Here is a 26505-nt window from a genome sequence, read left to right as displayed (position 1 = left end):
CCTCCAGCCGCCGCCACACTTACCGCGAGCCCATCGACCGTCTGACCTTCCGTTTCTTGGTTCGACCGGAGCACCGTTTCTTCGTCCCGACCTGCCGTTCCGACGACGTCGCGCGCAGCCGCCCTCAAGGATGGCCGTCGCTCCAGTCCCGCTCAAAACCTCCGCCGCCGCCAGGCCACGCCTTGACGGCGGCGAGCACGGCGTCATGCTCGCACGGCAATCGGACGATCCGATCGCGCACAATCAATCGATCTAATGGTTGCTACGACTCTGTGTCTATCTCAGCACACCATCCAGCGCCGGCAGGCCGAAGACGACCGCGGCCGCGATCAGCGCGTAACAGATCGAGCGGAATACGGTTTCGCTGGCCTTGCCGAACAGCGACGCGCCGAACCAGACGCCGATGCCGTAGACGGGGCCGACCACCAGCGCGAACTTGATCGCATCCGTCGTGATCAGTCCGGTAGCGGCGTAACTCACGGCGGAGAAGAAATCCGAGGCGCCGAAGAACAGCACGATATTGGCGCGGGCAATGACTGACGGTATCGGGCGGCCGAGCCAGTAGCCGACGATCGGTGGGCCGCCGGTCTGGGCGAGGCCACTGCAAAAGCCCGATAGTCCGCCGATGCCGATCGAAACCGCCGTGTGGTCCTTGCCGCGATAGCGCCAGCCTGAGAGCAAGAGCAACAGCAATGCGAACACGAAGACGGAAATGATCCAGCGCGTCGTCACCGGCTCTAACCGGCTCAGGAAATAGGTGCCGATCGGCACGCCGATCAGCGCGCCCAGCACTATGACCGCAGTCGCCTTGCGGTCGGCCTTCTCCCAAGCGTTCGGCAGCAGCGGCGCGGCGGCAACGAAATCGATGATCAGCAGCAGCGCCGCCACCAGCCGCGGGTCGGCGATCGAGCTGGCCAGCGGCATGAAGATCAGCGCCGAGCCAAAACCGGAAAAGCCCCGCGCCGTGCCCGACATGAAGGCGACGGCGCAAATCGCGATTGCGGCGTTGAGGCTGATGTCGGAAGGGATGAGACCGAGCGGGCTCATCCCCGCAACGTGCCGCCGGTCTTCTTCGTCACCTCGGCCACGATCTTCGCCGCCACAGCGTCGATCTCCTGATCCGTCAACGTCTTCTCGCGCGGCTGGATTGTTACGGCGATCGCGATCGATTTTTTGGTCGGGTCGATGCCCTTGCCTTCATAGACATCGAATACGGCTACGTCCGTGATCAGCTTCTTGTCCGCGCCTTGCGCCGCGCGCACGATGTCGCCGGCCTTGACGGCGCGATCGACGATGAAGGCAAAATCGCGCGATACCGGCTGGAACGCGGAGAGCTCTAGCAGCGGCTTGGCGCGGGTTGGCTTCTTCTTGGCGTCGGGAATGCGATCGAGGATCACCTCGAACGCGATCATCGGGCCATCGGCGCCGAGCGCCTCCAGCGCGCGGGGATGCAGTTCGCCGAAATAGCCGAGCACGTTCTGCGGTCCGATCTGGATCGTGCCGGAACGACCCGGATGCAGCCACGCAGGTCCCCCGGGAACGATCTGCAGCGCCTGCATCGGCGCGCCGGCTGCCGCGAGCACCGCAAACGCATCGGCCTTGGCGTCGAGCGCGTCTGCTGTGCCCGAGCCGGACCAATGCCGGCCCATGCCGCTCGACGACGCAAAGCCGTGGCGCACGCCGGAGGCTGCAACCAGTTGATCTCCCGGCTTGTCGCCGGCAAAGACCTGTCCGACTTCGAACAGTGCCAGATCCGGAACACCGCGGTTGATATTCGCCTGCGCCGCCGTGGCGAGACCAGGCAGCAGGCTCGGCCGCATGTCGGACATATCAGCCGCGATCGGATTGGCCAGCGACAGTTCGGGATGGCCGCGGCGGTTCGCCAGTGCATGGTCAGGCAAAGCGCTGGGCGGATCGCGATCGAACATCTCAACATGCGGCTTGGAGATGAACGACCACGTCACGGCTTCCACCATGCCGCGTGTGGCCAGCGCGCGCTTGGCGCGGCGGGTGCGGGACTGAATCGTGGTCAGCACTGGCTTGCGCGCTTCGTCGCCGCGCTCGAACGGCGCCATCGGCACCTTGTCGACGCCGACGATGCGGACGATTTCCTCGACGATGTCGGCCTTGCCGTGAACGTCGGTGCGCCAGGAGGGTACAGCGACCTTCACCACCGGGCCGTTGCCGGCGACCATGAAGCCGAGATGGCCAAGGATGCGTCGCATCTCGACCAGCGGCACCTCGATTCCCGCGAGGCGCTTCACCTCGGCAAGCGGGAAGTCGATGATGCGGTCGTCGCCGAACGCATTGCCAACGACCATGGTCTCCGACGGCGTGCCGCCGCAGAGCTCCATCACCATTTTGGTCGCGAACTCGAGCCCCGGCACCATGAAGGCCGGATCGACGCCGCGCTCGAAGCGGTAGCGCGCATCCGAATTGATGCCGAGCTTGCGTCCGGTTTGCGCGATGTTGATCGCGTTCCACAGCGCCGATTCGATCAGCACGTCTGATGTATTCTCGTCGCAGCCGGAAGTCTCGCCACCCATGATGCCGGCGAGCGATTCGACGCCGTGCTCATCCGCGATCACGCAGATCGAGGGATCGAGCGTGTAGGTGCGGCCGTCGAGCGCCAGCAGGCTCTCGCCCTCCTTGGCGCGGCGCACGGTGAGATTGCCCGTCACCTTCCTGGCGTCGAACACATGCAGTGGGCGGGCCCGGTCGTAGGTCATGAAGTTGGTGATGTCGACCAGCGCATTGATCGGCCGCAGCCCGATCGCGGTCAGCCGCTTCTGCAGCCATTCCGGTGAGGGACCGTTCTTGACGCCGCGCACCAGCCGCAGCGCGAAGCCCGGACACAGCGTCGCATCTTCGACCGTCACTTTCACCGGGCAGGGGAATTCGCCCCTCACCGGCCTGATGCCGGGGTCGATCAGCTTGCCCATATCGGCGGCGGAAAGGTCGCGCGCGATGCCATGCACGCCGGTGCAGTCCTGCCGGTTCGGCGTGAGGTTGATTTCGAGCACGGGATCGCCAAGCCCGGCCCACTCGGCATAGCCTTTGCCGATCGGCGCATCGGCCGGCAGCTCCATGATGCCGTCATGGTCCTCGGAAAGCTGCAGCTCCGCCGCCGAGCACAGCATGCCGCGGCTTTCGACGCCGCGGATGGTGCCGACGCCGAGCGTGATGTTCTTGCCCGGGATGAACGTGCCGGGCGGCGAGAACACGCTGACGAGCCCAGCGCGCGCATTCGGCGCGCCGCAGACCACCTGCACCGGCGCAGCACCATTGCCGGTATCGACCATGCAGACGCGCAGACGATCGGCATTGGGATGCTGCTCGGCCGAGATCACCCGCGCGATGGAGAATGGCGCGAGCGCCTTCGCCTTGTCCTCGATGCTCTCGACCTCGAGCCCGATCATGGTGAGCTTGTCGGCAAGCTTTTCCAGCGGCTCATCGGTGTCGAGATGTTCCTTCAGCCAGGAGAGCGTGAATTTCATGACGATGGTTTCTCTTGTCCCCTCTCCCGCTCGCGGGGGAGGGCCAGGGTGGGGGCTCTCTCCGCAACGGCAGCGGCAATTGTCTCAAGGACGCCTGCGCGATTTTTCATCACGTCGAGATTGCTGAAGCGAAGAACCCTGAAGCCTTGGGCTTCGATCACGGCAGAGCGACGGGCATCGGCTAGTTCGGATGGATCGGAAAAGTGCTGGCCGCCGTCGAGTTCGATCACGAGCTTGGCGGTGTGGCAGACGAAGTCGGCGATGTAGCTTTTGATGGGGACCTGGCGACGGAAGCTGGCGCCGTTCAGGCGATGACCGCGCAGCTCTGACCAGAGAATTCTTTCCGCGTCGGTGGAGTTTTTTCGAAGCACACGAGCGTTCGTGCGCAGTCTGGCGGAGACCTTCCAGTTAGGATGTTCCGGATCGACCATCGACACCTCCGATGCGGAGAGACCCCCACCCCAACCCTCCCCCGCAAGCGGGAGAGGGGGTTTAACCGCCTGCTCGGATGGAGAGCTCGTATCCATGTGACGAAACCTGGTCACCCCAAACGCAGTCCATTCCCTCTCCCGCTTGCGGGGGAGGGTTAGGGTGGGGGCTCTCTCCACAACGGCGGTCGTGAGAGAGGACACAGCGGCGCCCGATACCATCTCACATACGGCGCTCAGATTCACGTGCTCAATCCCCCCGCCAGCGTCGGGACGTCGAGCGGCTTGAAGCCGTAATGCGAGAGCCAGCGCACGTCGTTCTCGAACAATTGCCGGAGATCGGACATGCCGTATTTCAGCATTGCGATGCGGTCGATGCCCATGCCCCAGGCAAAGCCCTGATAGACATCAGGGTCGATGCCGCAGGCGCGCAGCACGTTCGGATGCACCATGCCGCAGCCGAGAATCTCCAGCCAGTCCTCGCCCTCGCCGAAACGAATCTCGCCCTTGTCGCGGCGGCACTGGATGTCGACCTCGAGCGACGGTTCGGTGAACGGGAAGAACGACGGGCGGAACCGCATGTTGATGTGGTCGACCTCGAAGAACGCCTTGCAGAACTCGTGCAAGATCCATTTGAGGTGGCCGAGATGCGAGCCCTTGTCGATCACGAGGCCTTCGACCTGGTGGAATTGCGGCGTATGGGTCGCGTCCGAATCGATGCGATAGGTGCGGCCCGGGCAAACCACGCGGATCGGCGGCTTCTGCGACAACATCGTGCGCACCTGCACCGGCGAGGTGTGGGTCCGCAGCAGCATGCGCGAACCGTCTTCCTTCGGATTGAAGAAGAACGTGTCATGCATCTCCCGCGCCGGATGGCCCTCGGGGAAGTTCAGTTTCGTGAAATTGTAATCGTCGGTCTCGATATCAGGACCTTCGGCGATCGCAAATCCCATGTCGGCGAAGATCGTGTTGACCTCCTCGAAGACCTGGCTCAGCGGATGGATGCGGCCCTGTTCGGCAGGCGTCTCGCGCAGCGGAAGTGTGACGTCGATGGTCTCGGAGGCAAGCCGGGCATCGAGTGCGGCCGACTTCAAGATGTCGCGGCGTGCCGTGAGCGCCTGTGTAACCTTGTCCTTGGCGAGGTTGATCGCGGCGCCTCGCGTCTTGCGCTCCTCCGGCGACATCTTGCCGAGGGTGGCGAGCAGCGCGGAGATCGAGCCCTTCTTGCCGAGTGCTGCGACGCGCACGGCTTCGAGCGCGGCTTCGTCGCCGGCGGCGGCGATCTGGCTGAGAATTTGGGATTCGAGTTGAGCTAGGTCGGACATAGCGACGGTACCTTTGGGCAACGCGCGCTCGCAGTCCAAACGGGACCCTCACCATCCGCGACTTGTCCGCCGAAGCTCAACGAGCGAAGGCGGAAGGCGGATGATCCAGTAACCCCGGAGTCAAAATGTCGGTCGGTGGTTACTGGATGCCCCGCCCCAGTGCGCAATGCGCACAAGGCGGGTCATGACACCGGAATTGCAAGAACGCCGCAGCGATTGCGAATTAGGCCGCCAGGGCGGCCTTGGCCTTCTCGGCAATCGCCTGGAACGCCGCCGGCTCGTTGATGGCGAGATCCGACAGCACCTTGCGATCCACCGTGATGCCCGACTTCGAGAGGCCGTTGATAAAGACGCTGTAGGTCATGCCGTACGGGCGCACAGCCGCGTTCAGACGCTGGATCCAGAGCGCGCGGAAGGTGCGCTTCTTGCGCTTGCGGTCGCGGAACGCGTATTGCCCGGCCTTCTCGACCGCGGCCTTGGCGGCGCGGATGGTGTTCTTGCGGCGGCCGTAAAAACCCTTGGCGGCCTTGTAGACTTTCTTGTGCTTGGCGTGAGCGGTCACACCGCGTTTGACGCGAGACATGACTGGTATCCTTGATCAAATAAGATGACGGGATCGCCGCGCGGGCGCGGCTCGGCTGTAATGACGTGAACGCGATCAGGCGTTCGGCAAGAAGTACTTCTTGACGTTATCGCCGTCGGTCTTGAACAGCACGCGGGTGCCGCGGAGCTGACGAATCTGCTTCTTCGTCCGCTTGATCATGCCGTGGCGCTTGCCGCGCTGGGCGTGCATCACTTTGCCGGTGGCAGTCACCTTGAAGCGCTTTTTAGCGCCTGACTTGGTCTTCAGCTTGGGCATTTGGCTCTCCTGTGGCCGCAGAAAAACGCGCCCGAGGGGCGCTTTTGCGGCTTAAAATGCTCGTTAGAGCGTTGAAAGTGCTCAGGTTTTTCTCAAAAGCGAGGCAACCCGCACGGACATCGACACGGCAGCCCTTGATCAGCCGGGCGATGAAGGTCGGGCTTATGGCAGAGGAAACGCCAAATGGCAACGATGAACCGCGGGGGGTGGTGCCGTTACCAACGCCGTGATGCCGTTAATCACCTCGGTGCGGAGCAGGAAGAATGACCCGATTTCAGCGATCGATTGCCTGTCTTAACGCGTTTCCCGGCCTGCGCTCCCTGCGCTGGCTTCCCGTGTTCGCAGCACTTGCCGCGGTGGCCACGCCTAGTGGTGCCGATGCGGCTACCAGAAGGGCCGCAGGCGTCTATGACGGCATCTGGAACGTGGTCTTCGCGACGACGCGGGGCAATTGCAGTTCCGGATACAGTGTCCCCTTCACTGTCGCCGGTAACCGCGTGTTATCGGCCGGCGGTGGCCGGGTTTCCGGTTCGGTCAATCGCACCGGCGCGGTTGCGGTCAAGGTTTCCGTCGGCGCCTCCAAGGCCAGCGGCGGCGGCCGGCTTGCCGGCGTCAGCGGCGCGGGCGCGTGGAGCGGCATCATCACCGGCGACCGCTGCAGCGGCACCTGGCAGGCCACGCGGACTTGATTTTCTCCGTCGTCCCTGCGAACGCAGGGACCCCGAGCGTGAGCGCAATTGCGCTCATCGCGGCGCCGCGGCCTCCCATCCGGGCAGGATAGGAGACGGCTTTTGTTATCAATGAAGTGCGGTGGTTATGGGCCCCCGCTTTCGCGGGGGCGACAACGATAGACGACGGCTAGCGCGGCGCCAGCACCATCACGACCTGGCGTCCCTCGAACCTGGCGTCCTGCTCGACCTTGGCGAATTCGGCGACGTCGGCCTTCACCTTGTCCAGGAGCTTGGTGCCGATCTCCTGGTGCGCCATTTCGCGGCCACGGTAGCGCAAGGTGATCTTGACCTTGTCGCCTTCCTCGAAGAACCGCTGCATGGCGCGCATTTTCACGTCGTAATCGTGATCGTCGATCATCGGCCGCAGCTTGATCTCCTTGATCTCGACGATCTTCTGCTTCTTGCGCGCCTCGGCGGCTTTCTTCTGTGCCGAATACTTGAACTTCCCGTAGTCCATGATCTTACAGACGGGAGGATTGTTGTTCGGCGAAATCTCGACAAGATCCATACCCGCCTCGAGCGCCATCTTGATGGCGACCACGGTCTCGACCGTTCCGTGGTTGGTGCCGTTCTGATCGATCAGCTGGATTTGCGCGTTGCGGATATCATCATTGGTGCGCGGCCCGTCTTTGGTTGCAGCGGGCGGGGCTCTGTTGGGACGGCGAATGGGTAACTCTCCAAAGTTGTGAAAGAAGGGCCGTAGTTTGAAGCAATACGCTCAAGACAGCAAGCGAACTCGCGGTCTGCGCCCGAAAACCGTCAAATGCGAGGCATTTCGGTCACGTCCGGCAAATATAGCGCGGCGGCCTGATCCGCAAGCGCCGGGCGGTCTCGTGCTTGACCGATAGAGCGCGCTCGCGGACAAAGCGGCAGGACGAGAGTGACCGATCCAATGACTGATTCAGCGACAAATTCAGCGCCAATTGACCAGGAACCGACCTTTATCGAGGTGGGAGAGGGCACCGGCCGCCGCCGGATCGCGGTGCGTGCCCGCGTCGGCAGCGGACCCGGGCTACTTTGGCTCGGTGGCTTCAATTCCGACATGCGGGGCACCAAGGTGCTCGCGCTTAACGCCTGGGCCGCGGAACACGGCCGGGCCTGTATTAGATTCGATTATTCCGGCCATGGCGAATCGGGTGGGGCTTTCATCGATGGCACCATCGGACGCTGGCTGGAAGAGAGCGTTGCGGTATTCGAGCAGTTCTGCCGGGGCCCGCAGGTCGTGATCGGTTCATCGATGGGCGGCTGGCTGGCGCTGTTGCTGGCGCGCGCCATCGCCGAGCGTGAGGCAACGCAGGCGAACCTCGCCGGACTCGTGCTGATCGCGCCGGCGCCTGATTTCACCGAGCAATTGATGTGGAATAGCTTCTCCGACGAGGTCCGCGAGGAGATCCGGACCAAGGGCGTGTGGATGCGGCCTTCGGAGTATGGCGGCGGCGCACCCTATCCGATCACGCGCGCGCTGATCGAGGAGGGCCGCAACCATCTCCTGCTCGGTAGCGCCATCGAGGTCGGATGCCCCGTGCGCATCCTGCAGGGCGCGCAGGATCCCGACGTGCCCTGGCAGCACGCCTTCGCACTGGCGCACCGGTTGCCGGCCGAGGACGTGGTGTTGACCATGATCCAGGACGGCGACCACCGTCTGTCGCGCCCGCAGGACATCGCGCGGATCATCGCTGCGGTGGCGGAGATCGGGTGAGTTCCTTCCGCATTTCTCGGTGTCATCGTCCGCCACCGGGTCGCGCGAACGCGCGCCCGATGACAGGCTCCAGCGGACGATCCAGTACGCCGCGGCTTATCGACTTGTCTCACCCTCTCTGGAATACTGGATGCCCCGCCTTCGCGGGGCATGACAGGCAGACAACGCCATGAACACATCCACCATGCTCCGCGCCTTCTGCGACGCCGTCGAGCAGCGCAACGGCAAGGCGTTCTCGGAACTGTTCACCGAGGACGGCGTCTATCACGACGTGTTCTACGGCGCGTTCGAGGGCCGGGCAAAAATCGCTGACATGATCGACGATTGGTTCTATCGCACAGCGACCGATTTTCGCTGGGACATGCATGATCCCGTCAGTGACGGCCACACGCTCTATGCGCGCTATACGTTCAGCTATCGCTCGACGCTGCCGGAGGCCGAGGGTGCGCGGGCGATGTTCGAGGGCGTCGCGGTCATGCGGCTGCGCGACGGCATGATCATGGAATATCACGAGGTCGCCAACACTGCGCCGGCCTTCGTCGATCTCAAATTCGCGCCGGAGCGGATCGCCAAGATCGTGGCCAAGCAGGGCGCGGCGCTGAAGGCACGGCCGGAGATGAAGCGGCATTTGGCCTGAGCGCTAATCTCTCCACCGTCATTGCGAGCGAAGCGAAGCAATCCATAGTTCGGCATATGCGGGACGATGGATTGCTTCGTCGCTTCGCTCCTCGCAATGACGGGTGAGATCTACGGCGGCGGCACGTTTGCCGTCGGCTTGCGTTGCGTCAGGGTTAGGCACCACTCTTCGCGCACATTTATGTCAGCCTCAGCGCTTATCGCCCTCGCAGCCAGCGCTTCAAACCTCTCCCGCTCGACCAATTGCGACAGCGCCCAGACCGCTGCGCCACGCACGAGCGGGCTTGCATCGTCAAGCAATCGCTCGGCTTCAATCGCCAGCGACGGATCCTCCGCGTTGCCGATCGCGATCAGCACGTTGCGGACGAAACGGTCACGGCCGATGCGCTTGACCGGCGATTTCGAAAACAGAGCGCGAAATGCGGCGTCGTCAAGCCGCGCCAACTCTCCTAGCGAAGGCGCGCGCAATTCCGCGCGCGCGGCGAGTTTGGTTTCGCGGCCTTTTTGGGCGAATTTGTTCCACGGGCACACGGCGAGGCAATCGTCGCAGCCATAGATGCGGTTGCCGATGCTTTTGCGGAATTCGCGCGGTATCGGGCCCTTGTTCTCGATCGTCAGGTAGGAAATGCAGCGTCTTGCATCGAGCTTGTAAGGTGCAGGGAACGCAGCAGTCGGGCAGATCTCCTGGCAGGCGTTGCATGAGCCGCAATGGTCGGTGTCGGCGGTGTCGCGCGGCAACTCGGCGGCGGTGAAGATCGCGCCGAGAAATAGCCATGAGCCGAACTCGCGCGAGACCAGATTGGTGTGCTTGCCTTGCCAGCCTAGGCCCGCCGCCTGCGCCAGCGGCTTTTCCATCACCGCTGCTGTATCGATGAACACCTTTACGTCCTCGCCCGACGCCGCGACCAGCCACCGCGCCAGCGTCTTCAGGCGTTTCTTGATCACGTCGTGATAGTCGTCGCCCTGGGCATAGGCGGAGATTGCGCCGCGGGTGCGCTTTTCGAGAAGCGCGAGCGGATTGTCATCGGGTCCGTAATTGAAGCCGAGCATGATGATCGACCGCACGCCCGGCCACAGCACGCGCGGATCCATCCGCCGCTCGGGCTGAGCGGCGAGCCAGTCCATGTCGCCATGCGCGCCGGCATCGAGGAACTCGCGGAAATACTTTCCGGCATTGCCAAGCGCGCCGGGATCGGTGACGCCGATGCAATCGAAACCGAGCGCCTCCGCTTCGCGCACGAGCGCGGACTTTAGATCGCTGGCAGCGAGCTTGACGGCCTGGTTCAGAAGTCGAGGTCCACGTAGGTGCGTGACGCCGGAACGCCCGCCAGCCACTCGCTCAAGAGCGGGCGGAACGACGGGCGGGATTTCACCCGCGCGTACCACATCTTTGCCGCTTCGTCCTCGCTCCATGGCACATCGCCCAGATAATCGATCGCCGAAAGGTGCGCCGCGGCGGCGAGATCCGCGTAGCTCAGCCGGTCGCCGGCGAGGAAATTGCGCGTCTGCGCCAGCCAGCCGATATAGGCCAGATGATAGCGCACATTGGCCTTGGCTGCGCGGATCACATCGGCCGCCGGCGCGCCGCCGCCATTCTCCTCGCTCATAAAACGCTTATAGATGCGCTCGGTTACCAGCGGGTTCGAGGCCTCCTCGAAGAATTTTTCATTGAACCACGCCATCAGCCGGCGCACCTCGACGCGCTCCGCCATCGACGCCGGCAACAGCCGCCGCTCGCCGGCCTCCAGGCCGTGCGTCTCGTCGAGATATTCGGCGATGACGCCTGCGCCGGGAATCGGCGGAAAGCCGTCAGCCATCAACACCGGTGTGGTGCCCGCGGGATTGAGCACGAGAAACCCTTCACGCCGTTCCCAGGCTCGTTCTTCCACCAGCCGCAGATCGAGGCCGTGTTCGCCCAGCACTAGGCGGATGAAGCGCGAATGCGGACAGAACGGATGATGATAGAGCGTGTACATGAAATCCTTGAACAATTCGCGGCGACGCTCAAGGAACCCGAGCGGTCAAGCCGCGTCATGCGAATCGCGACACTAGCCAAGCAGACGTAAGAGGCAACCTGTCTTTGGCGTTTTTTTGCGATTGCGGCATCGGGATGAATAGGCGAGAAGGACGCGACTTTTCCAGCCAAAACGGACCCACATCATGATGTCGGATGTAGTGAACGCGGTGATTCTCGGCATCATCGAGGGCGTCACGGAATTCCTGCCGGTTTCGTCGACCGGCCATATGCTGGTCGCGCAACGATTCTTCGGGCTTGGCGAGGGCGCGTTCTGGCAGAGCTTTGTCGTGCTGATTCAGCTCGGCGCGATCCTCGCCATCGTCATGCTCTATTTCGTCAAATTGTGGCGCGTAGCGCTCGGCATGTTCACCAATCCGGACGACCAGCGTTTCGTGATCGGCATATTGCTGGCGTTTCTGCCTGCGGTGCTCATCGGCCTGGTTGCCGGCAAGTACATCAAAGAGTTTCTCTTCAATCCGTGGGTGGTGTGCTTCACCCTGATCGTCGGCGGCGCAATTCTGTTGTGGGTCGATCAACTCTATCTCAAGCCGACACAGCACGATGCTACGCGCTATCCGCTGCTGATGTATCTGTGGATCGGCATTGCGCAATGCGTGGCGATGATTCCCGGCGTGTCGCGCTCCGGCGCCAGCATCGTGGCGGCGATGCTGCTCGGCGGTGACAAGCGATCGGCCGCGGAGTTTTCGTTCTTTCTCGCGATCCCGACCATGATCGGCGCGTTCGCTTATGATTTCTACAAGAACCGCGCCGAGATGACGACCGATCACATAGGTATCATCGCGGTCGGCTTCGTAGTCTCGTTCGTCACCGCGACCATCGTGGTGAAGACGTTCCTCACCTACGTCACCCGCCACGGATTCACGTTTTTTGCATGGTGGCGCGTCGCCCTCGGCACGCTCGGCCTGATCGCGCTGGCGCTGGGGAGGTAGTTCTCGAATTGTAGAGTGTAGGGTGGGCAAAGCGAAGCGTGCCCACCATCACGAGCGCGATATTGAATGGTGGGCACGGCGCAAGAGCGCCTTTGCCCACCCTACGGATTCGCTACGAAGACTACGCGCTCTTCCGTTGAAACTGCCCGGCGGCGCGGAAGCGCCAGAGATATTGCGGGGCGATCGCTTCCATAGCCTCCGGCGTAATGCCGAGCCCCTGCAGCGTCAGGCCAGCCGCCTTCGCTTCGTCCGACACGACATTGTCGACTTGCAGCATCGCCACCTGGTCTGGCGTCAGCGTGAGCGGACCCGGCGCGAATTGCAGGAACTGCGACTTTAGCTTCGCCAGCCCCCACGGCAGCGAAATCAGCATGCGCTTGCGGTCGGTGATCTTGAGGATGATTTCCATGATCTCGCGCATGGTCAGCACATCGGGCCCGCCGAGCTCGTAGGTCACGCCCGGCTTGGTCTTGCCCTCGGCGGCGTCGGCAACCGCGTTGGCGACGTCGGCGACATAGGCCGGCTGTATCCGTGTCTCGCCGCCGCCGATCAGCGGCAGGAACGGCGATATCCGGGCGAGCGACGCAAAGCGGTTGGTGAATTGATCCTCGGGCCCGAACAGCAGCGACGGCCGCAGGATCGTGGCCGATGGCGCCGCCGCCAGCACGGCCTTCTCGCCTAAAGCCTTGGAGCGGAAGTAGGCCGACGGCGAATTCTCGTCGGCGCCGATCGCCGATACATGCACCACCTGCGCGCCGATGGCGGCGGCGGCCTTGGCGATGGTTTCGGCGCCTTTGGTCTGCACCGCGTCGAAGGTCTGCGCGCCGCTCTCGGCCAGGGTGCCGACCAGGTTGACCACGGCTTCGGAACCGCGCATCACCGCCTCCACCGAAGCCGGGTAGCGCAGATTGGCCTGCACGGGGTGGATCTGGCCGACGCGGCCGAGCGGCTGCAGGTGCCCCGCCAGTTCGGGCCGCCGCACCGCGACCCGAATCCGATAGCCGCGCTTGGCCAACGCCCGGACCACGTTTCGTCCCAGAAAGCCCGATCCGCCAAACACCGTGATGAGCGTTTCCAGGTTCGCTGCCGCGTGCAATGCCATCGGGGTCAATTCCTGCCGGTCAAATTCGAAGATATAGGTTGGATTTAGCGGATTCGCGATACGCCAACGTGGGCCCGCTGTACAGCGGATTTCGGATGGTGCTGAAGCGATTTGACAAGCGCGTGACTGATCCTTACTAACCCGCCCGGGCCCAGGTGGCGGAATTGGTAGACGCGCTGGCTTCAGGTGCCAGTGGCTTCACGGCCGTGAAGGTTCGAGTCCTTTCCTGGGCACCACTGCCCATGCCCAAAATCCGGCATCTGCGAGTAGTCAGCGGGACCTGTCCGGTCACGAGGGGGAGCCTTCGCCCGCTCCTGAGCCGCAGACAACATTTCGGGAACAGCGCAACGGCTCGTTGTCGCACGCCACTGCGGCAAGTCAGCTTGCCCAAGAACAATTATCGATAGCCGCATGTTTCCAGAGATGAGTGCTTTCATTGCTGAGCCGCAGTCCGGAGCTTCCGCCCCCGAAATCGTCCGAGCCGAAGACGGCCTGAGCGGTCCCGAACCTGGCGTGGCCGGCTATTCCGGGCCGTTGCGGAGACGCTCCTCAGCGCGCAGAGCAATCGATCGCCCGACAAAGCGGACAAAATCACCACAAAGCCGCCAATTCCCGGCCTATAAGCCATGGTTGGCCGCTCGCCACCCGCGGCTCCGGGCGCTAGTGTTTCCGTCGAATCGACTAAGACGAGGCTTCCCTTCATGACAATCCGCCTGCATCGTGGCGACCTACCCGATCTGTCCCGCTACAAGGATTCGGTGGCGATCGATACCGAGACCATGGGGCTCAATCCGCATCGTGACCGGCTCTGCGTGGTGCAGATATCGAACGGCGATGGCAGCGCTGATGTCATCCAGATCCCGAAAGGCCACACCGACGCGCCGAACCTGAAGGCGCTGCTCGCCAATCCCGCGATCACGAAGATCTTCCACTTCGCCCGCTTCGATGTCGCCGTGCTCTACAACACCTTCGGCGTGATGCCGCAGCCGGTCTATTGCACCAAGATCGCCTCGCGGCTGAGCCGCACCTATACCGACCGCCACGGCCTGAAGGACCTGGTGCGCGAGCTGCTCAACATCGATCTGTCGAAGCAACAGCAGTCGAGCGACTGGGGATCAGCGAATTTGAGCGAGGCGCAGCTCGCCTATGCCGCGTCCGACGTGCTGCATCTGCATGGCCTTCGCGAGCGGCTCGATGCCATGCTGGCGCGCGAGGGACGGACAGCGATGGCGCAGGCCTGTTTCGACTTCCTGCCGACCCGGGCAATACTCGATCTCGGCGGCTGGGAGGCCGAGGACATCTTCGCGCATTCGTGACCGGGACCATTTGAAGCGCCGGGCTGCCCGCTTCCGCCCCGTTTCGGTCACACTCATCGCGAGTGTCCGGGCTGCATAATCCCGCGATTGCGGGTAGGATGACGCTCTCTTGGGCGTCTTTGGAGCCGCGGTGAACTCGATACAGAACCCAGCCTTTGCCACCGGAATGGAGGCCCGTTTTGCCGCGGCCGCCCGCCATAGCCGGATGGTGCGGGTGCTGCGGGTCGCGGTTCCGGCAGCCGTGCTGCTGGCCATGGCCGGGATCGTCGCGATCTCGATCTTCAACCCGTTCCGCATCACGGGGCTCTCGAAGTTGCCGGTCGACATGGGCAATCTCGTCGTGTCCGGAACCAAGATCACCATGGAAACGCCGCACCTGGCCGGCTTCTCCACCGACCAGCGCCCCTACGATTTGTGGGCCAAGGCGGCGATCCAGGATCTGGCCAACCCCGATCACGTCGAACTCCAGACGCTGCGGGCCAAGGTCATGATGGAGGACAAGAGCACGGTGACGATGGATGCCCGCACGGGATTTTTCGACAGCAAGCAGCAGATGCTCGACCTGCGCAAGGATATCTTCCTGCAATCCTCCACCGGCTACGAGGCGAAACTGTCGCAGGCCTATGTCGACATCAACAAGGGGACGGTGACGTCGGACGAGCATGTCGACGTCAAATTGCTGAACGGTACGCTCACCGCCGACCGGCTCAGGATCATCAACAGCGGCGAGATCGTGCGCTTCGAAGGCAATGTCGTGATGAACCTGGTCATGGAAAGCGCTCCGGCACCTGAGCCCGAGCCGCAGCCAGCGCCGAAGACGCGGTCCATCAGCGGCAAGTCCGCCAATACGAAATGATATCCTATGATGCAGTTGTTCTCGCACAGGTTTGCGGCCGCAGCGCTTGTGCTCGCGTTGACCGCCTCCGATGGCGCCTTCGCGCAAGGCGCCATGTCGGGCGTGCCGAATGCGATGCAGGGCTTTTCGCAAAACCGCGATCAGCCGATTCAAATCGAGGCAGCCTCGCTCGAGATGCGCGACAAGAAAAAGGAGGCGACCTTTTCCGGAAACGTGAAGGTCGTGCAGGGCGATACCACCATGACCTCGAAGTCGCTGGTGGTGTTTTACGACTCCGGCCCGGCGTCGGACGCGCCGCCCGCTACGCCCAAGGGATCGAAATCCGCGTCGATGCAGTCCGCGAGCCCCGGACCCGGCGGCAGCTCGTCTATCCGCCGGCTCGAAGCCAAGGGCTCCGTCGTGGTCACGCAGAAGGACCAGGTTGTGACCGGCGAGACTGCGATTTTCGACACGCGGGCCAACCTCATCACCATGGTGGGCGGGGTCGTGCTGACCCAGTGCAAGAACGTGCTCAAGGGCGACCGCCTCAAGGTCGACATGACGACCGGCGTGTCGCGCGTCGAATCCGACAGCGGCAAGGTGCAGGGCATGTTCATCCAGGGAGAGAATTGCGGGTCGGGATCGGGCGGGTCGAAGGCCGCTCCGGTTCAGATACCCTCGCTGATCCCTGGTAAAAAATAAGCCAGATCAGCGTCTTAAAGATTATTTGGGCCGGTCACGGTTGAAGCCGATAGCGCGAACCTGTATCTACAGGGCGCACGGCGGGGTGTTTCGCTGGGCAGGGACATCCATTCATTCATGGTTCGCTAGCGAAGCGATTCGCCGGCGGGCGCGTCGCGGAATCACCGTGAAAGGCATAAGCGAAGCGGGATGGTGGATTTATTCGGCATGTTCCGTCGACGCCCCGCGAAACGCGGCCCTGTAGGCTTTGCGCGTTCGCGCGAGGACATCACCGCGCTTGGCGATTCCTTCGGCGACATGCTGGCGAGCCCGGTGCGCGATGCGCCGCCAATGGCCCGTTCGGCTTCGCTGCCCGGGCTGCAATTGCCGCAGCCTGAGCCCCACGTCGAACCTCGCGAGGAGAGAGCGCGTTCACGGGCACAGGCGCCTCGCGCCAAGGTCAATGGCGGCGAAGCGCCACGCCTCGTCAAGCGGCCCGGCTTTCTCGCTGTGCACAGCGTGGAAAAAAGTTTTGGCACACGGCAAGTGGTGCGCGGCGTCAGCATCTATGTTCGCCGCGGCGAGGCGGTCGGTCTGCTCGGCCCGAACGGCGCCGGCAAGACCACCGTGTTCTACATGATCACCGGCCTGATCAAGGCGGATCGCGGCGCCATCGAACTCGACGGTCACGACGTGACGCAACTGCCGATGTATCAGCGCGCGCGGCTCGGCATCGGCTATCTGCCGCAGGAAGCCTCGATCTTTCGCGGCCTCACCGTCGAACAGAATATTCGCGCCGTGCTTGAGGTCGTCGAGCCCAACCGCAAGAAGCGGGAGGCCGAACTCAATTCGCTGCTCGACGAGTTCAACATCACGCGCTTGCGCAAATCGCCATCGATCGCGCTCTCCGGCGGCGAGCGCCGCCGCGTCGAAATTGCGCGCGCGCTGGCGACGCGTCCGAACTACATGCTGCTGGACGAGCCCTTTGCCGGCATCGATCCGATCGCGGTCGGCGACATTCAGGACCTGGTCCGCCACCTCACCAACCGTGGCATCGGCGTCCTGATCACCGACCACAATGTCCGCGAAACGCTCGGCCTCACCGACCGCGCCTATATCGTCTATGCCGGACAGATACTGACCGAGGGCAGTCCGGAAGAGATCGTCAACGATCCGGATGTACGCCGTCTTTACCTTGGCGAGGAATTCCGACTATAGCGCACGACCCGACAAAATATCGGCGGTTCGTTCATAAGGTATTGCACTCAATCAGGATTTTCTGGCGCGCCCGGGACCGGCTCGGCTTCCCGCGGTCGCTGATCGCGCCATAGCCCAATTTTCGCATTCGTCAAGGCGTGTACAAGGGCGTTGGACTAATATAAGCAAGAATCGGACCAACTTTTGGTAGATCGGTTCTTGGCCTCATGGCGCTGACGCAGAGATTAGAGTTCCGGCAGTCGCAGTCGCTGGTGATGACGCCGCAATTGATGCAGGCGATCAAGCTGCTGCAATTGTCCAATCTCGACCTCTCGGCTTTCGTCGAGGAGGAATTGGAGCGCAATCCGCTGCTGGAACGGGCCAGCGACGGCCCCGAACCGCCGGTTGCAGGCGAGCCGGTACCCGAGCGCGCCGAATTCTCCGACTCCGGCAGCTATGGTGAGAATGGCGGCGGCGATGCCTCCGATATGAGCACCGGCCCAGGGAGCGAGACCTTCGAGCCCGGCCAAGAGGACTGGCTAAACCGCGACCTCGGCAGCCGGACCGAGATCGAGCAGACGCTCGACACCCCGCTCGACAACGTCTTTTCCGAAGAGCCCGCCGAAGCCGCCGCGCGCGCCGCACAGGACGCGGCGCCGACCGCCTACACCGAGTGGGGCGGGGGCGCCTCCAATGACGACGAATACAATCTGGAAGCCTTCGTCGCCGCTGAGGTGACGCTATCCAGCCACCTCGCCGAACAACTCGCGGTCGCCTTCAGCGCGCCGGCGCAGCGCATGATCGGGCAGTACCTGATCGATCTGGTCGATGATGCCGGCTATCTGCCGCCGGATCTGGGGCAGGCTGCCGAGCGCCTGGGCGCCTCGCAGGCGGACGTCGGTGCCGTGCTCGCGGTGCTGCAGACGTTCGATCCGCCCGGCGTGTGCGCGCGGAACCTGAGCGAGTGCCTTGCGATCCAGCTCCGCGAACTCAACCGCTACGACCCGGCCATGCAAGCGCTGGTGGAAAATCTCGGTCTGCTGGCGCGGCGCGACATTGCGTCTTTACGCAAACTGTGCGGCGTCGACGACGAAGACATCACCGACATGATCGGTGAGATACGGCGTCTCGATCCGAAGCCCGGCCTCAAGTTCGGCTCGGCGCGCACCCAGACCATGGTGCCCGACGTCTATGTGCGGCCCGGCCCGGACGGCGGATGGCATGTCGAACTCAACAGCGACACCTTGCCGCGCGTGCTGGTCAATCAAGTCTATTACACCGAGCTGTCGAAGACGATCCGCAAGGACGGCGACAAATCCTATTTCAGCGACTGCCTGCAGAACGCGACCTGGCTGGTGCGCGCACTCGATCAGCGCGCCCGCACCATCCTGAAGGTCGCCACCGAAATCGTCCGCCAGCAGGACGGATTCTTCACCCATGGCGTCGCGCATCTGCGGCCGCTGAATCTGAAAGCGGTGGCGGACGCGATCCAGATGCATGAATCCACGGTGTCGCGGGTCACCGCCAACAAATACATGGCGACCAATCGCGGCAGTTTCGAGCTGAAATATTTCTTTACCGCCTCGATTGCTTCGGCCGACGGCGGCGAGGCGCATTCGGCGGAAGCGGTCCGCCACCACATCAAGCAATTGATCGATGCGGAAGCGCCGAGCGCGATCCTCTCCGACGATACAATCGTGGAACGATTGCGCGAATCGGGCATTGATATTGCCCGCCGCACGGTCGCGAAGTACCGCGAAGCCATGCGCATTCCTTCTTCGGTCCAGCGCCGCCGCGACAAACAGAGCATGCTCGGTAACGCCCTTTCCGCTCCCGCCACTTCCTCCGACCGGTCCCGCGATGCAGCGCCGGCCTGATTGCGTTCGCGTCAGATCGCGATAGTGTCAGGTCCCCGACAGAGCGCGGCCCGGAAGGCGACACCGGCTTTCCGAATGGGCCATGCTCCGGCAACACCAGAGTAGTCGAGGCATCAAGCGAGGCATCAAATGACCCTTCGAATCTCCGGGAAAAGCATCAGTGTCGGCGAGGCGCTTCGTTCGCGCGTCAGCGAGCGCACCGATGAGGTCTTGAGAAAGTATTTCGACGGCAACTATTCCGGCCACATCACGCTGAGCAAGGATGGCTTCGGCTTCCGCACCGATTGCGCGCTGCATCTGGACTCCGGGATTACGCTGGAGGCCGATTCCAATGCTCCCGATGCCTATGCCAGCGCCGACCAGGCGCTCTTGATGATCGAGAAGCGCCTGCGCCGCTACAAGAGCCGGCTGAAGGACCGCTCGGCCCGCAAGGCCTATGCGGCCTCCGCGGCGCTGGCCGAGATCAATACCCCGGTGCTCGATGCGCCGAGCTATGTGATCGAGGCGCCGGCGGGAGGCGACGAAGAGGTCACATCCTACAGCCCCGTCATCATCGCGGAGGCGACCACGTCGCTGAAGCGGCTCTCGGTCAGCGAGGCGGTCATGGAACTCGATCTGACGGGGGCCGCCTGCATCGTGTTTCAGCACGGGTCCAGCGGCCGGGTGAACATCATTTACCGCCGGCCGGACGGCAACGTCGGCTGGATCGATCCTCCCTCGGTTACCCCCTGAGAACCATGCCCATGGCATTGACGCCCCCATTCGCCCTCCCTATGGTCCGCCGCTCTTTAAAGCATGAGGTGCAGGAACTGGCCCTTCGGGAGTTGGCACCGCGCGTGCGTTGGAGTAGAAGCCGTGCAAATCGGGACCCGGGCTTAACCCTGCCTCCCGTCTCATCTTGTTGACACCCCGGTTCTAGAACCTATCTCGCAACCTGACGGTTTAATTCACCTCGGAACGCCCCATGACGATTACCGATCTGGTCGCACCCGAGGCGATTCTCCCCGCTTTGAAGGTCATCAGCAAGAAGCAGGCGCTGCAGGAGCTGGCCGCGCGCGCTTCCGCCCTGACCGGCCAGAACGAGCGCTCCGTATTCGAGGTGCTGTTGCAGCGGGAGAAACTGGGCACCACCGCGGTGGGCTATGGCGTCGCCATTCCGCACGGCAAACTGCCGAAACTGGAAAAGCTGTTCGGGCTGTTCGCCCGGCTGGAACGCCCGATCGATTTCGAGGCGATGGACGGCCAGCCGGTCGACCTGATATTCCTGCTGCTGGCCCCGGAAGGCGCCGGCGCCGATCATCTGAAGGCGTTGGCCCGAATCGCCCGGCTGTTGCGCGACCAGGACGTCGCCAAGAAGCTGCGCGCCTCCCGCGACGCTCAGGCGATCTATTCGGTGCTGGCGCTGCCGCCGGCGAGCGCGGCGTAATCCGCGCGTCGGAACAGTTTCCGGGCGGTAGTACGCCAGAATAAACGCAATTTTAAGCTAAATAGCAGCTTATTTCGGGCGCTGGGATTTTTTACTAGGCCCGGAGAACATTGCCATGACGCTGCGCCTGACGATTTCGCGCGCAATTTTGATTTTCGGATTGGTTACCGCCTTAGGCCTCGGTGCCGTGATTGCCACCAGCGTTTATGCGCTGTCGCAGCTCAAGGTCGGTGGCCCGCTCTATAGCCAGATCAAGCTCGGCAACGACCTCATCGCCGACATCCTGCCTCCGCCCGAATATGTCATCGAGGCCTATCTCGAGGCCACCCTCGTTCTGCACGATCCGGCGCAGCTTTCGTCGCATCGCGACCGTATTGCGCAGCTCAAGAAGGAATATGACGAGCGGCACGATTTCTGGACCAAATCCGATCTCGATCCGGTGCTGAAGACGAAGTTGGTCGAGAAGTCCGACAGCGAGGTGCGCCGCTTCTGGACCGCAATCCAGGACGGCCTGTTGCCTGCGCTCGCCAAGGGCGACGGCACGGCTGCGGCGAAATCCTATGCCGAGATCACCGCACGCTATACCGCGCACCGCGCCATCATCGACGACATCGTCAAGCAGACCAACGACCGGAATGCGGCGACGGAGGTCGCGGCGACGGGGCGCGTCAGCACGTTCACGTGGGTGCTATGGGGCGTTTCGGCCGCAGTGTTTCTGGTCATCGGCGCCGGCATTTTCGGTGTGGCATTCGGCGTCATACGCCCCATCGCCGAAATGACCGACGTAATGAAGGGCCTTGCCGGCGGCGATCTCTCTGTCTCGGTCCCGGCCCTCAGCCGCGACGACGAAGTCGGCGCCATGGCGCGCGCGGTTCAGGTGTTCAAGGACAACGCGCTGCGCGTTCAGTCGATGGAACAGGAGCAGGCAAGTCTGAAGTCGAAGGCCGAAGGCGAGCGCAAGGCCGCGATGCAGCAGATGGCCGACGGCTTCGATGCCGCGATTGGAAAGATCATCCAGACCGTATCGACCGCTTCGTCCGAACTCGAATCATCGGCCGGACGGCTAACCAAGACCGCCGAAGTGACCCAGATGCTCTCGGCAACCGTTGCCTCCGCATCGGAGCAATCCTCGGCCAACGCGCAGTCCGCCGCGGCGGCCGCGGAAGAGATGGCCTCGTCGGTGTCGGAGATCGGCCGCCAGGTCCAGGATTCGCACAAGATATCCCGCGAGGCGGTCAGCCAGGTCGAGCAGACCAATGCGCGGATTGCCGATCTCGCGCAGTCCGCCAGCCGGATCGGCGAAGTGGTCAAGATGATCAGCGCGGTCGCCGAGCAGACCAACTTGCTGGCGCTGAACGCCACGATCGAAGCGGCGCGCGCCGGTGAGGCGGGACGTGGATTTGCTGTCGTTGCCTCCGAGGTCAAGGCGCTCGCCGCGCAGACCGCGAAAGCGACCGAGGAAATCAGCGAGCAGATCGGCCAGATGCAATCGGCGACCAATCAATCGGTATCGGCGATCCAGGAAATCGGCGGCACAATCGGCCGCATCGCAGAAATCTCGCAGGCAATCGCGGCGGCGGTGGAAGAGCAGGGCGCCACAACCCAGGAGATCTCGCGCAACGTGCAGCAGGCGGCGCAGGGCGCCACGCAGGTCGCGGGCAGCATCACCGACGTCAACCGCGGCGCGACCGATACCGGCGCGGCATCGACGCATGTGCACGGTCTGGCCCGCTCGCTGCTGGGACAAAGCAATCATCTCAAGGGCGAAGTGGAGAAATTCCTCTCGACCGTGCGCGCGGCCTAGGCGGATTGGAATTTGCTATTAACGAAGATACGCGGGCGATGCCCGCGTATCCGAAACTCTCTTCTCGCATTCACTCGGCATCAGGTCAGTCGATGCCGGCGAAGCTTCGTCAGTGACAGCAGCAAGAGCTGCGTCAGTGCACGCTGACGGCCTGAAGCTCGTTGCTCCATGCGTTGGCGATCGCCGCTTCGCGGCTGTCGGTCAGCATGATCGGGGTGCCGTCGGCGGCATGCAGCGCGAACAGTTTCAGCCCTGGCGCGATTTTCGGCGCCTGCGGAAACAGTCCCGGCACGTCCTCGGAACGGACTTGTTTCACGTAGGCGATATGGCCTTCGCCAAGATGGGCCAGCGCCTCAACGGAAACCTTTTCGGATTCGAAGGTCACACTCACGTCACTCATGGTCTCGACTCCTCTGGAGACTAAGCGGTCGAGTCCGCTCCTTGTTCCACTATTATTCGTGCTCATTGATAGCGATTGTCTTAACGACCCTTTCAGGTTCCGGCCTGGCAAGGTCGATCGACAACAGCCCGTTTTTCAAATCCGCGCCCAGCACCTGCATCCCCTCCGCCAGCACGAAGGTGCGCTGGAAGTGGCGCGCGGCGATGCCGCGATGGATGTATTGCCGGGCCTTGTCGTCCTGCTGGCGGCCCCGGATCACGAGCTGGTTTTCCTCAATCGTCACATCGAGTTGGTCACGGGTAAAACCCGCTACCGCCAGCGTGATGCGCAACCGTTCGGGTTGGCCGTTGGCGCGGTCACACCGCTCGATGTTGTAAGGAGGATAGCCGTCGGCGCCTTTAACGACGCGATCAAGCGCACGCTCGATTTCGTCGAACCCAAGCAGGAACGGACTTGATAACGAAGGAACACGAGACATCACAAAGTCCTCTCGAAGCGACTTTGAGGGGCCCTTGCGGCGCCCCATTCAACCGGCCGGCCGACTTGCCGTCCGGTCAGGAGGGAATATGGGGGTGATTTGGGGAGGGTTCAAGCACCTCTGAATGCAGCGTAAATCGGCGGTGGCGGGGTTTTCCACCGTCATTCCGGGGCAGGCGCGCCAGCGACTGAACCCGGAATCTCGAGGTTGTTGGCGCGAGATTCTCAGGTGCGCTATTGCGCACCGACGCTTCGCGCCGCCCCGGAATGACGACCTCAACTGACTCGCTTCCTCCCGTCAGCGGTAAATAGATGCAGCTTGTCGGGCGCAGCCACCGCCCTGATTCGCTCGCCGATGGCGGGGCCGACGGCGCCGGGAATGCGCACGATGATTTCCCCCGGCGGCAGCTCGCCCGGGGTGGCGGCTACCCCCTGCATTTCCTGCTGCCTCGTCCCGTAGAGGAAGGTCTCGGCGCCGACGCGCTCGATCGCTTCCACGGTGAGGCCGAGCGCCACGCCACCGGACACCGTTTGGTTCGAGATCACAAAGTCCTCTGGCCGGATGCCGATGATGCCGGCTTCGGCGGCGCGGGCATCGCCGGCCAGTTGCGATTTCAATTCGGAGCGCAGCGGCATCAGGTTCATCGGCGGGGCGCCGATGAACGAGGCAACGAAGGTGGTGGCGGGCTTCTGGTAAATTTCCAGCGGATTGCCGATCTGCTCGACCTGGCCGCCGTTCATCACCACGAGAATGTCGGCCAGCGTCATCGCCTCGAGCTGGTCGTGGGTGACGTAGATCGATGTCGTGGACAGCCGACGCTGCAATTTGCGGATTTCGACCCGCATGGCGATGCGCAGTTTGGCGTCGAGGTTCGATAGCGGCTCGTCGAACAGAAACACTTTTGGCTGCCGCACGATGGCGCGGCCCATCGCCACGCGCTGGCGCTGGCCGCCGGACAATTGCCGCGGCTTGCGTTCGAGCATTGCGCCGAGCTCGAGAATGCGCGCGGCTTCCTCGACACGCGTCTTGATCTCGCCCTCCGCCATGCGGCGATTGCGCAGACCGTAGGCCATGTTGTTGTAGACGCTCATGTGCGGATAGAGCGCGTAGTTCTGGAACACCATTGCGATGTCGCGGTCGGCCGGCTCGATCTGGTTGACGACGCGCCCGCCGATATCGATCTCACCGCCGGTGATAGTCTCCAGCCCCGCCACCATGCGCAGCAGCGTGGACTTGCCGCAGCCGGACGGGCCGACCAGCACGCAGAACTGGCCATCGCCGACCTCGAAATCGATGCCTTTGATGGCCTCGAAGCCACCAAGATAGGTTTTGCGGACGTTGCGGAGCGCTACATTAGCCATGGGTTGCACCGGCGAATAGCGAATGGCGAATAGCGAGTAGGGAAGCGCGGCGCGCCGGGACGCTCCCAGTATTCTCCATTCGCCATTCGCTACTCACTATTCGCCTCCTCACTTTTCCGTCTGGACCAGGCCGCGCACGAACAGCCGCTGCATGAATATGACGACCGCGACCGGCGGCAGCATGGCGAGGACTGCGGTCGCCATTGCGAGCTGCCATTCGGCGAGTTCGTCGGTCGTCACCAGCATCTTCTTGATGCCGATCACGATGGTCTGCATTGAATCCTGCGTCGTGATCAAAAGCGGCCAGAGATATTGATTCCAGCCATAAATGAACTGGATGACGAACAGCGCCGCCATGGTCGTCACCGACAGCGGCAAGAGCGTATCCCAAAAGAAGCGGAAAGGTCCGGCGCCGTCGATGCGCGAGGCTTCCAGCAGTTCATCCGGCACGGTCATGAAGAACTGGCGAAACAGCAGGGTGCCAGTAGCGGATGCAATCAGCGGCAGTATCAGCCCGGCATAGGTGTCGAGCATGCGCAGGTCGGCAACGACCTTGTAGGTCGGGTAGATCCGCACTTCGACCGGCAGCATCAGCGTGATGAAGATGATCCAGAACGCAGTCTTGCGGAAGGGAAAGCGGAAATAGACCACCGCATAGGCCGACAGGATCGAGATGAAAATCTTGCCCACTGCAATGCCGATCGCCGAGATGAAGGAATTGATCAGCATGTTGGCCACCGGCTCGCGGCTGGTGCGCGCGCCGCCGACGAAGATGGCGCGGTAGTAATTTTCCAGCGTGCGGCTGCCGGGCGCCGCCGGCATGTGGCCGCCGACCACGGTCGCCGCGTCATGGGTCGAGGCGACCAGCGCGAGATAAACCGGGAAAGCGACGATGAACACGCCAAGCGTCAGGACGGCGTAGGCGATGAAATCGGTGAGCGGGCGGTGCTCGACCATCAGTACTGCACCTTGCGTTCGACATAGCGGAACTGGATTGCGGTCAGCGCGATCACGATGACCATCAGCACCACCGACTGCGCCGCCGAGCCGCCGAGGTCGCCGCCGAGACGGCCGTCGGCATAGACCTTGTAGACCATGGTGGTGGTGGCGCCCGCGGGTCCGCCGCCGGTGACGGCGTCGATGATGCCAAACGTGTCGAAGAAGACGTAGACGACGTTGACCACCAGCAGGAAGAACGTGGTCGGCGACAGCAGCGGGAAGATGATGGTCCAGAAGCGGCGCACTGGCCGGGCGCCGTCGATGGCGCCGGCCTCGATCACGCTTTTCGGGATCGATTGCAGGCCGGCCAAGAAGAACAGGAAATTGTAGGAGATCTGTTTCCAGACGGACGCCATTACCACCAGCATCATGGCGTGGTTCTCGTTAAGCAGCGGATTCCAGTCGAGACCCATGCCGCGCAGCGGACGCGCGAGCATGCCGAGCGAAGGCTGGAACATGAAGAACCAGAGCACGCCGGCTACTGCGGGCGCCACCGCATAGGGCCAGATCATCAGCGTCTTGTAGGCGGGCGCGGCCTTCAGATTCTTGTCGGCCTGGGTCGCGAACAACAGCGCGATCGAGAGCGACAACGCTGCAACCAGCGTCGAGAAGATCACCGTCGTCAGCATCGACCGGTAATATTCCGGCTGAGCGAACAGGGCCTGATAATTTTCCAGCCCCACGAATTCGGAGACCAGGCCGAACGCGTCCTCGCGCAGGAAGGACTGCCAGATCGCCTGGCTTGCCGGCCAGTAGAAGAAAACAACCGTGATGACGAGCTGCGGCAGCAGCAGCAAATAGGGCAGCAGGCGGTTGTTGAAGACGGTGGATTTTTCCATTCAGGCGTCGCGGGCTTACCGGTGATGCAAGCGCTCCCTCCCAGGTTT

The 26505-nt window shown here is 63.0% G+C and carries 27 protein-coding genes and 1 tRNA gene; 13 read left to right on the top strand and 15 right to left on the bottom strand.

Annotated features, from left to right (window positions below):
• Positions 1-276: 276 nt before the first annotated feature.
• The 6 genes from YUO_RS0114545 to rpmI all read right to left on the bottom strand — a co-directional run bounded on the left by YUO_RS0114545 (position 277) and on the right by rpmI (position 6109).
• Positions 277-1047: a sulfite exporter TauE/SafE family protein gene (locus YUO_RS0114545; RefSeq protein WP_028347932.1), complete on the bottom strand. Its 771-nt coding sequence runs from the start codon at positions 1045-1047 to the stop codon at positions 277-279.
• On the bottom strand, positions 1044-3497 hold the full coding sequence (gene pheT, locus YUO_RS0114540) for a phenylalanine--tRNA ligase subunit beta (RefSeq protein WP_028347931.1): 2454 nt from the start codon (positions 3495-3497) through the stop codon (positions 1044-1046). Before pheT ends, YUO_RS0114545 begins: the two co-directional genes overlap by 4 nt.
• Positions 3494-3928, bottom strand: a complete 435-nt coding sequence (locus YUO_RS0114535; protein WP_028347930.1) for an endonuclease domain-containing protein — start codon at positions 3926-3928, stop codon at positions 3494-3496. Before YUO_RS0114535 ends, pheT begins: the two co-directional genes overlap by 4 nt.
• 239 nt (positions 3929-4167) lie before the next feature.
• Positions 4168-5250 carry a phenylalanine--tRNA ligase subunit alpha gene (pheS, locus tag YUO_RS0114530; protein WP_028347929.1) on the bottom strand — a complete coding sequence of 361 codons (1083 nt, stop codon included), beginning with the start codon at positions 5248-5250 and terminating at the stop codon, positions 4168-4170.
• 223 nt (positions 5251-5473) lie between these two features.
• Positions 5474-5833 (bottom strand): 50S ribosomal protein L20, encoded by a 360-nt coding sequence (gene rplT, locus YUO_RS0114525; RefSeq protein ID WP_028347928.1) that lies wholly within the window; start codon positions 5831-5833, stop codon positions 5474-5476.
• A 75-nt stretch (positions 5834-5908) separates the two neighbouring features.
• Positions 5909-6109 (bottom strand): 50S ribosomal protein L35, encoded by a 201-nt coding sequence (gene rpmI / locus YUO_RS0114520; protein WP_008539890.1) that lies wholly within the window; start codon positions 6107-6109, stop codon positions 5909-5911.
• 263 nt (positions 6110-6372) lie between these two features.
• On the opposite strand from rpmI, the gene YUO_RS0114515 reads away from it, so the two are divergent.
• Positions 6373-6798: a hypothetical protein gene (locus YUO_RS0114515; RefSeq protein WP_028347927.1), complete on the top strand. Its 426-nt coding sequence runs from the start codon at positions 6373-6375 to the stop codon at positions 6796-6798.
• A 169-nt stretch (positions 6799-6967) separates the two neighbouring features.
• On the opposite strand, the gene infC is transcribed toward YUO_RS0114515, so the two are convergent.
• Positions 6968-7507 carry a translation initiation factor IF-3 gene (gene infC, locus YUO_RS0114510; RefSeq protein WP_028347926.1) on the bottom strand — a complete coding sequence of 180 codons (540 nt, stop codon included), beginning with the start codon at positions 7505-7507 and terminating at the stop codon, positions 6968-6970.
• A gap of 225 nt (positions 7508-7732) precedes the next feature.
• Here infC and YUO_RS0114505 point away from each other — a divergent pair, with 225 nt between their 5' ends.
• Positions 7733-8539 carry an alpha/beta hydrolase gene (locus tag YUO_RS0114505; RefSeq protein ID WP_051379434.1) on the top strand — a complete coding sequence of 269 codons (807 nt, stop codon included), beginning with the start codon at positions 7733-7735 and terminating at the stop codon, positions 8537-8539.
• A 169-nt stretch (positions 8540-8708) separates the two neighbouring features.
• Complete coding sequence (locus tag YUO_RS0114500) at positions 8709-9176, top strand: nuclear transport factor 2 family protein (RefSeq protein WP_028347924.1); 468 nt, start codon at positions 8709-8711, stop codon at positions 9174-9176.
• A gap of 110 nt (positions 9177-9286) precedes the next feature.
• Here the strand turns inward: YUO_RS0114500 and queG are convergent, their stop codons facing one another.
• Both queG and YUO_RS0114490 read right to left on the bottom strand, forming a co-directional pair.
• Positions 9287-10510, bottom strand: a complete 1224-nt coding sequence (queG, locus tag YUO_RS40710; protein WP_051379433.1) for a tRNA epoxyqueuosine(34) reductase QueG — start codon at positions 10508-10510, stop codon at positions 9287-9289.
• Positions 10459-11151 carry a glutathione S-transferase family protein gene (locus YUO_RS0114490; RefSeq protein ID WP_028347923.1) on the bottom strand — a complete coding sequence of 231 codons (693 nt, stop codon included), beginning with the start codon at positions 11149-11151 and terminating at the stop codon, positions 10459-10461. Before YUO_RS0114490 ends, queG begins: the two co-directional genes overlap by 52 nt.
• Before the next feature lie 184 nt (positions 11152-11335).
• On the opposite strand from YUO_RS0114490, the gene YUO_RS0114485 reads away from it, so the two are divergent.
• Positions 11336-12142: an undecaprenyl-diphosphate phosphatase gene (locus YUO_RS0114485; protein ID WP_028347922.1), complete on the top strand. Its 807-nt coding sequence runs from the start codon at positions 11336-11338 to the stop codon at positions 12140-12142.
• Positions 12143-12263: 121 nt separating this feature from the next.
• Here the strand turns inward: YUO_RS0114485 and YUO_RS0114480 are convergent, their stop codons facing one another.
• Complete coding sequence (locus YUO_RS0114480; protein WP_028347921.1) at positions 12264-13244, bottom strand: complex I NDUFA9 subunit family protein; 981 nt, start codon at positions 13242-13244, stop codon at positions 12264-12266.
• 149 nt (positions 13245-13393) lie between these two features.
• On the opposite strand from YUO_RS0114480, the gene YUO_RS0114475 reads away from it, so the two are divergent.
• From YUO_RS0114475 to YUO_RS0114435, 9 genes are all read left to right on the top strand, one after another.
• A tRNA-Leu gene (locus tag YUO_RS0114475) sits at positions 13394-13480 on the top strand.
• 465 nt (positions 13481-13945) lie between these two features.
• Positions 13946-14560 (top strand): ribonuclease H-like domain-containing protein, encoded by a 615-nt coding sequence (locus YUO_RS0114470; protein WP_028347920.1) that lies wholly within the window; start codon positions 13946-13948, stop codon positions 14558-14560.
• A 130-nt stretch (positions 14561-14690) separates the two neighbouring features.
• Positions 14691-15416, top strand: a complete 726-nt coding sequence (lptC, locus tag YUO_RS0114465; RefSeq protein ID WP_028347919.1) for an LPS export ABC transporter periplasmic protein LptC — start codon at positions 14691-14693, stop codon at positions 15414-15416.
• A gap of 6 nt (positions 15417-15422) precedes the next feature.
• Complete coding sequence (locus tag YUO_RS0114460) at positions 15423-16097, top strand: LptA/OstA family protein (protein WP_028347918.1); 675 nt, start codon at positions 15423-15425, stop codon at positions 16095-16097.
• 189 nt (positions 16098-16286) lie between these two features.
• Positions 16287-17294 carry an LPS export ABC transporter ATP-binding protein gene (gene lptB, locus YUO_RS0114455; protein WP_028347917.1) on the top strand — a complete coding sequence of 336 codons (1008 nt, stop codon included), beginning with the start codon at positions 16287-16289 and terminating at the stop codon, positions 17292-17294.
• A 206-nt stretch (positions 17295-17500) separates the two neighbouring features.
• Positions 17501-19150 (top strand): RNA polymerase factor sigma-54, encoded by a 1650-nt coding sequence (gene rpoN / locus YUO_RS0114450; protein WP_028347916.1) that lies wholly within the window; start codon positions 17501-17503, stop codon positions 19148-19150.
• A gap of 129 nt (positions 19151-19279) precedes the next feature.
• Positions 19280-19882, top strand: a complete 603-nt coding sequence (gene hpf / locus YUO_RS0114445; protein ID WP_028347915.1) for a ribosome hibernation-promoting factor, HPF/YfiA family — start codon at positions 19280-19282, stop codon at positions 19880-19882.
• Between the two features lie 232 nt (positions 19883-20114).
• Positions 20115-20576 carry a PTS IIA-like nitrogen regulatory protein PtsN gene (gene ptsN / locus YUO_RS0114440; protein ID WP_028347914.1) on the top strand — a complete coding sequence of 154 codons (462 nt, stop codon included), beginning with the start codon at positions 20115-20117 and terminating at the stop codon, positions 20574-20576.
• 115 nt (positions 20577-20691) lie between these two features.
• Positions 20692-22380 (top strand): methyl-accepting chemotaxis protein, encoded by a 1689-nt coding sequence (locus tag YUO_RS0114435; protein WP_028347913.1) that lies wholly within the window; start codon positions 20692-20694, stop codon positions 22378-22380.
• Positions 22381-22513: 133 nt separating this feature from the next.
• On the opposite strand, the gene YUO_RS0114430 is transcribed toward YUO_RS0114435, so the two are convergent.
• From YUO_RS0114430 to ugpA, 5 genes are all read right to left on the bottom strand, one after another.
• Positions 22514-22780 carry a BQ00720 family protein gene (locus tag YUO_RS0114430; protein WP_028347912.1) on the bottom strand — a complete coding sequence of 89 codons (267 nt, stop codon included), beginning with the start codon at positions 22778-22780 and terminating at the stop codon, positions 22514-22516.
• A 52-nt stretch (positions 22781-22832) separates the two neighbouring features.
• Positions 22833-23258 carry an Hsp20 family protein gene (locus tag YUO_RS0114425; protein WP_028347911.1) on the bottom strand — a complete coding sequence of 142 codons (426 nt, stop codon included), beginning with the start codon at positions 23256-23258 and terminating at the stop codon, positions 22833-22835.
• 275 nt (positions 23259-23533) lie between these two features.
• On the bottom strand, positions 23534-24619 hold the full coding sequence (locus YUO_RS0114420) for a sn-glycerol-3-phosphate import ATP-binding protein UgpC (protein WP_028347910.1): 1086 nt from the start codon (positions 24617-24619) through the stop codon (positions 23534-23536).
• A gap of 108 nt (positions 24620-24727) precedes the next feature.
• Entirely contained in the window at positions 24728-25576 is an 849-nt protein-coding gene (gene ugpE / locus YUO_RS0114415) for a sn-glycerol-3-phosphate ABC transporter permease UgpE (RefSeq protein ID WP_028347909.1), read from the bottom strand.
• Positions 25576-26457, bottom strand: a complete 882-nt coding sequence (ugpA, locus tag YUO_RS0114410) for a sn-glycerol-3-phosphate ABC transporter permease UgpA (protein WP_028347908.1) — start codon at positions 26455-26457, stop codon at positions 25576-25578. Before ugpA ends, ugpE begins: the two co-directional genes overlap by 1 nt.
• Between the last annotated feature and the right edge of the window lie 48 nt (positions 26458-26505).

It is taken from the genome of Bradyrhizobium murdochi (assembly GCF_000472965.1).
GTDB lineage: Bacteria > Pseudomonadota > Alphaproteobacteria > Rhizobiales > Xanthobacteraceae > Bradyrhizobium > Bradyrhizobium murdochi.
The sequence above is the reverse complement of the archived record's forward strand: the minus strand, read 5'-3'. Positions and strand labels throughout refer to the sequence as shown.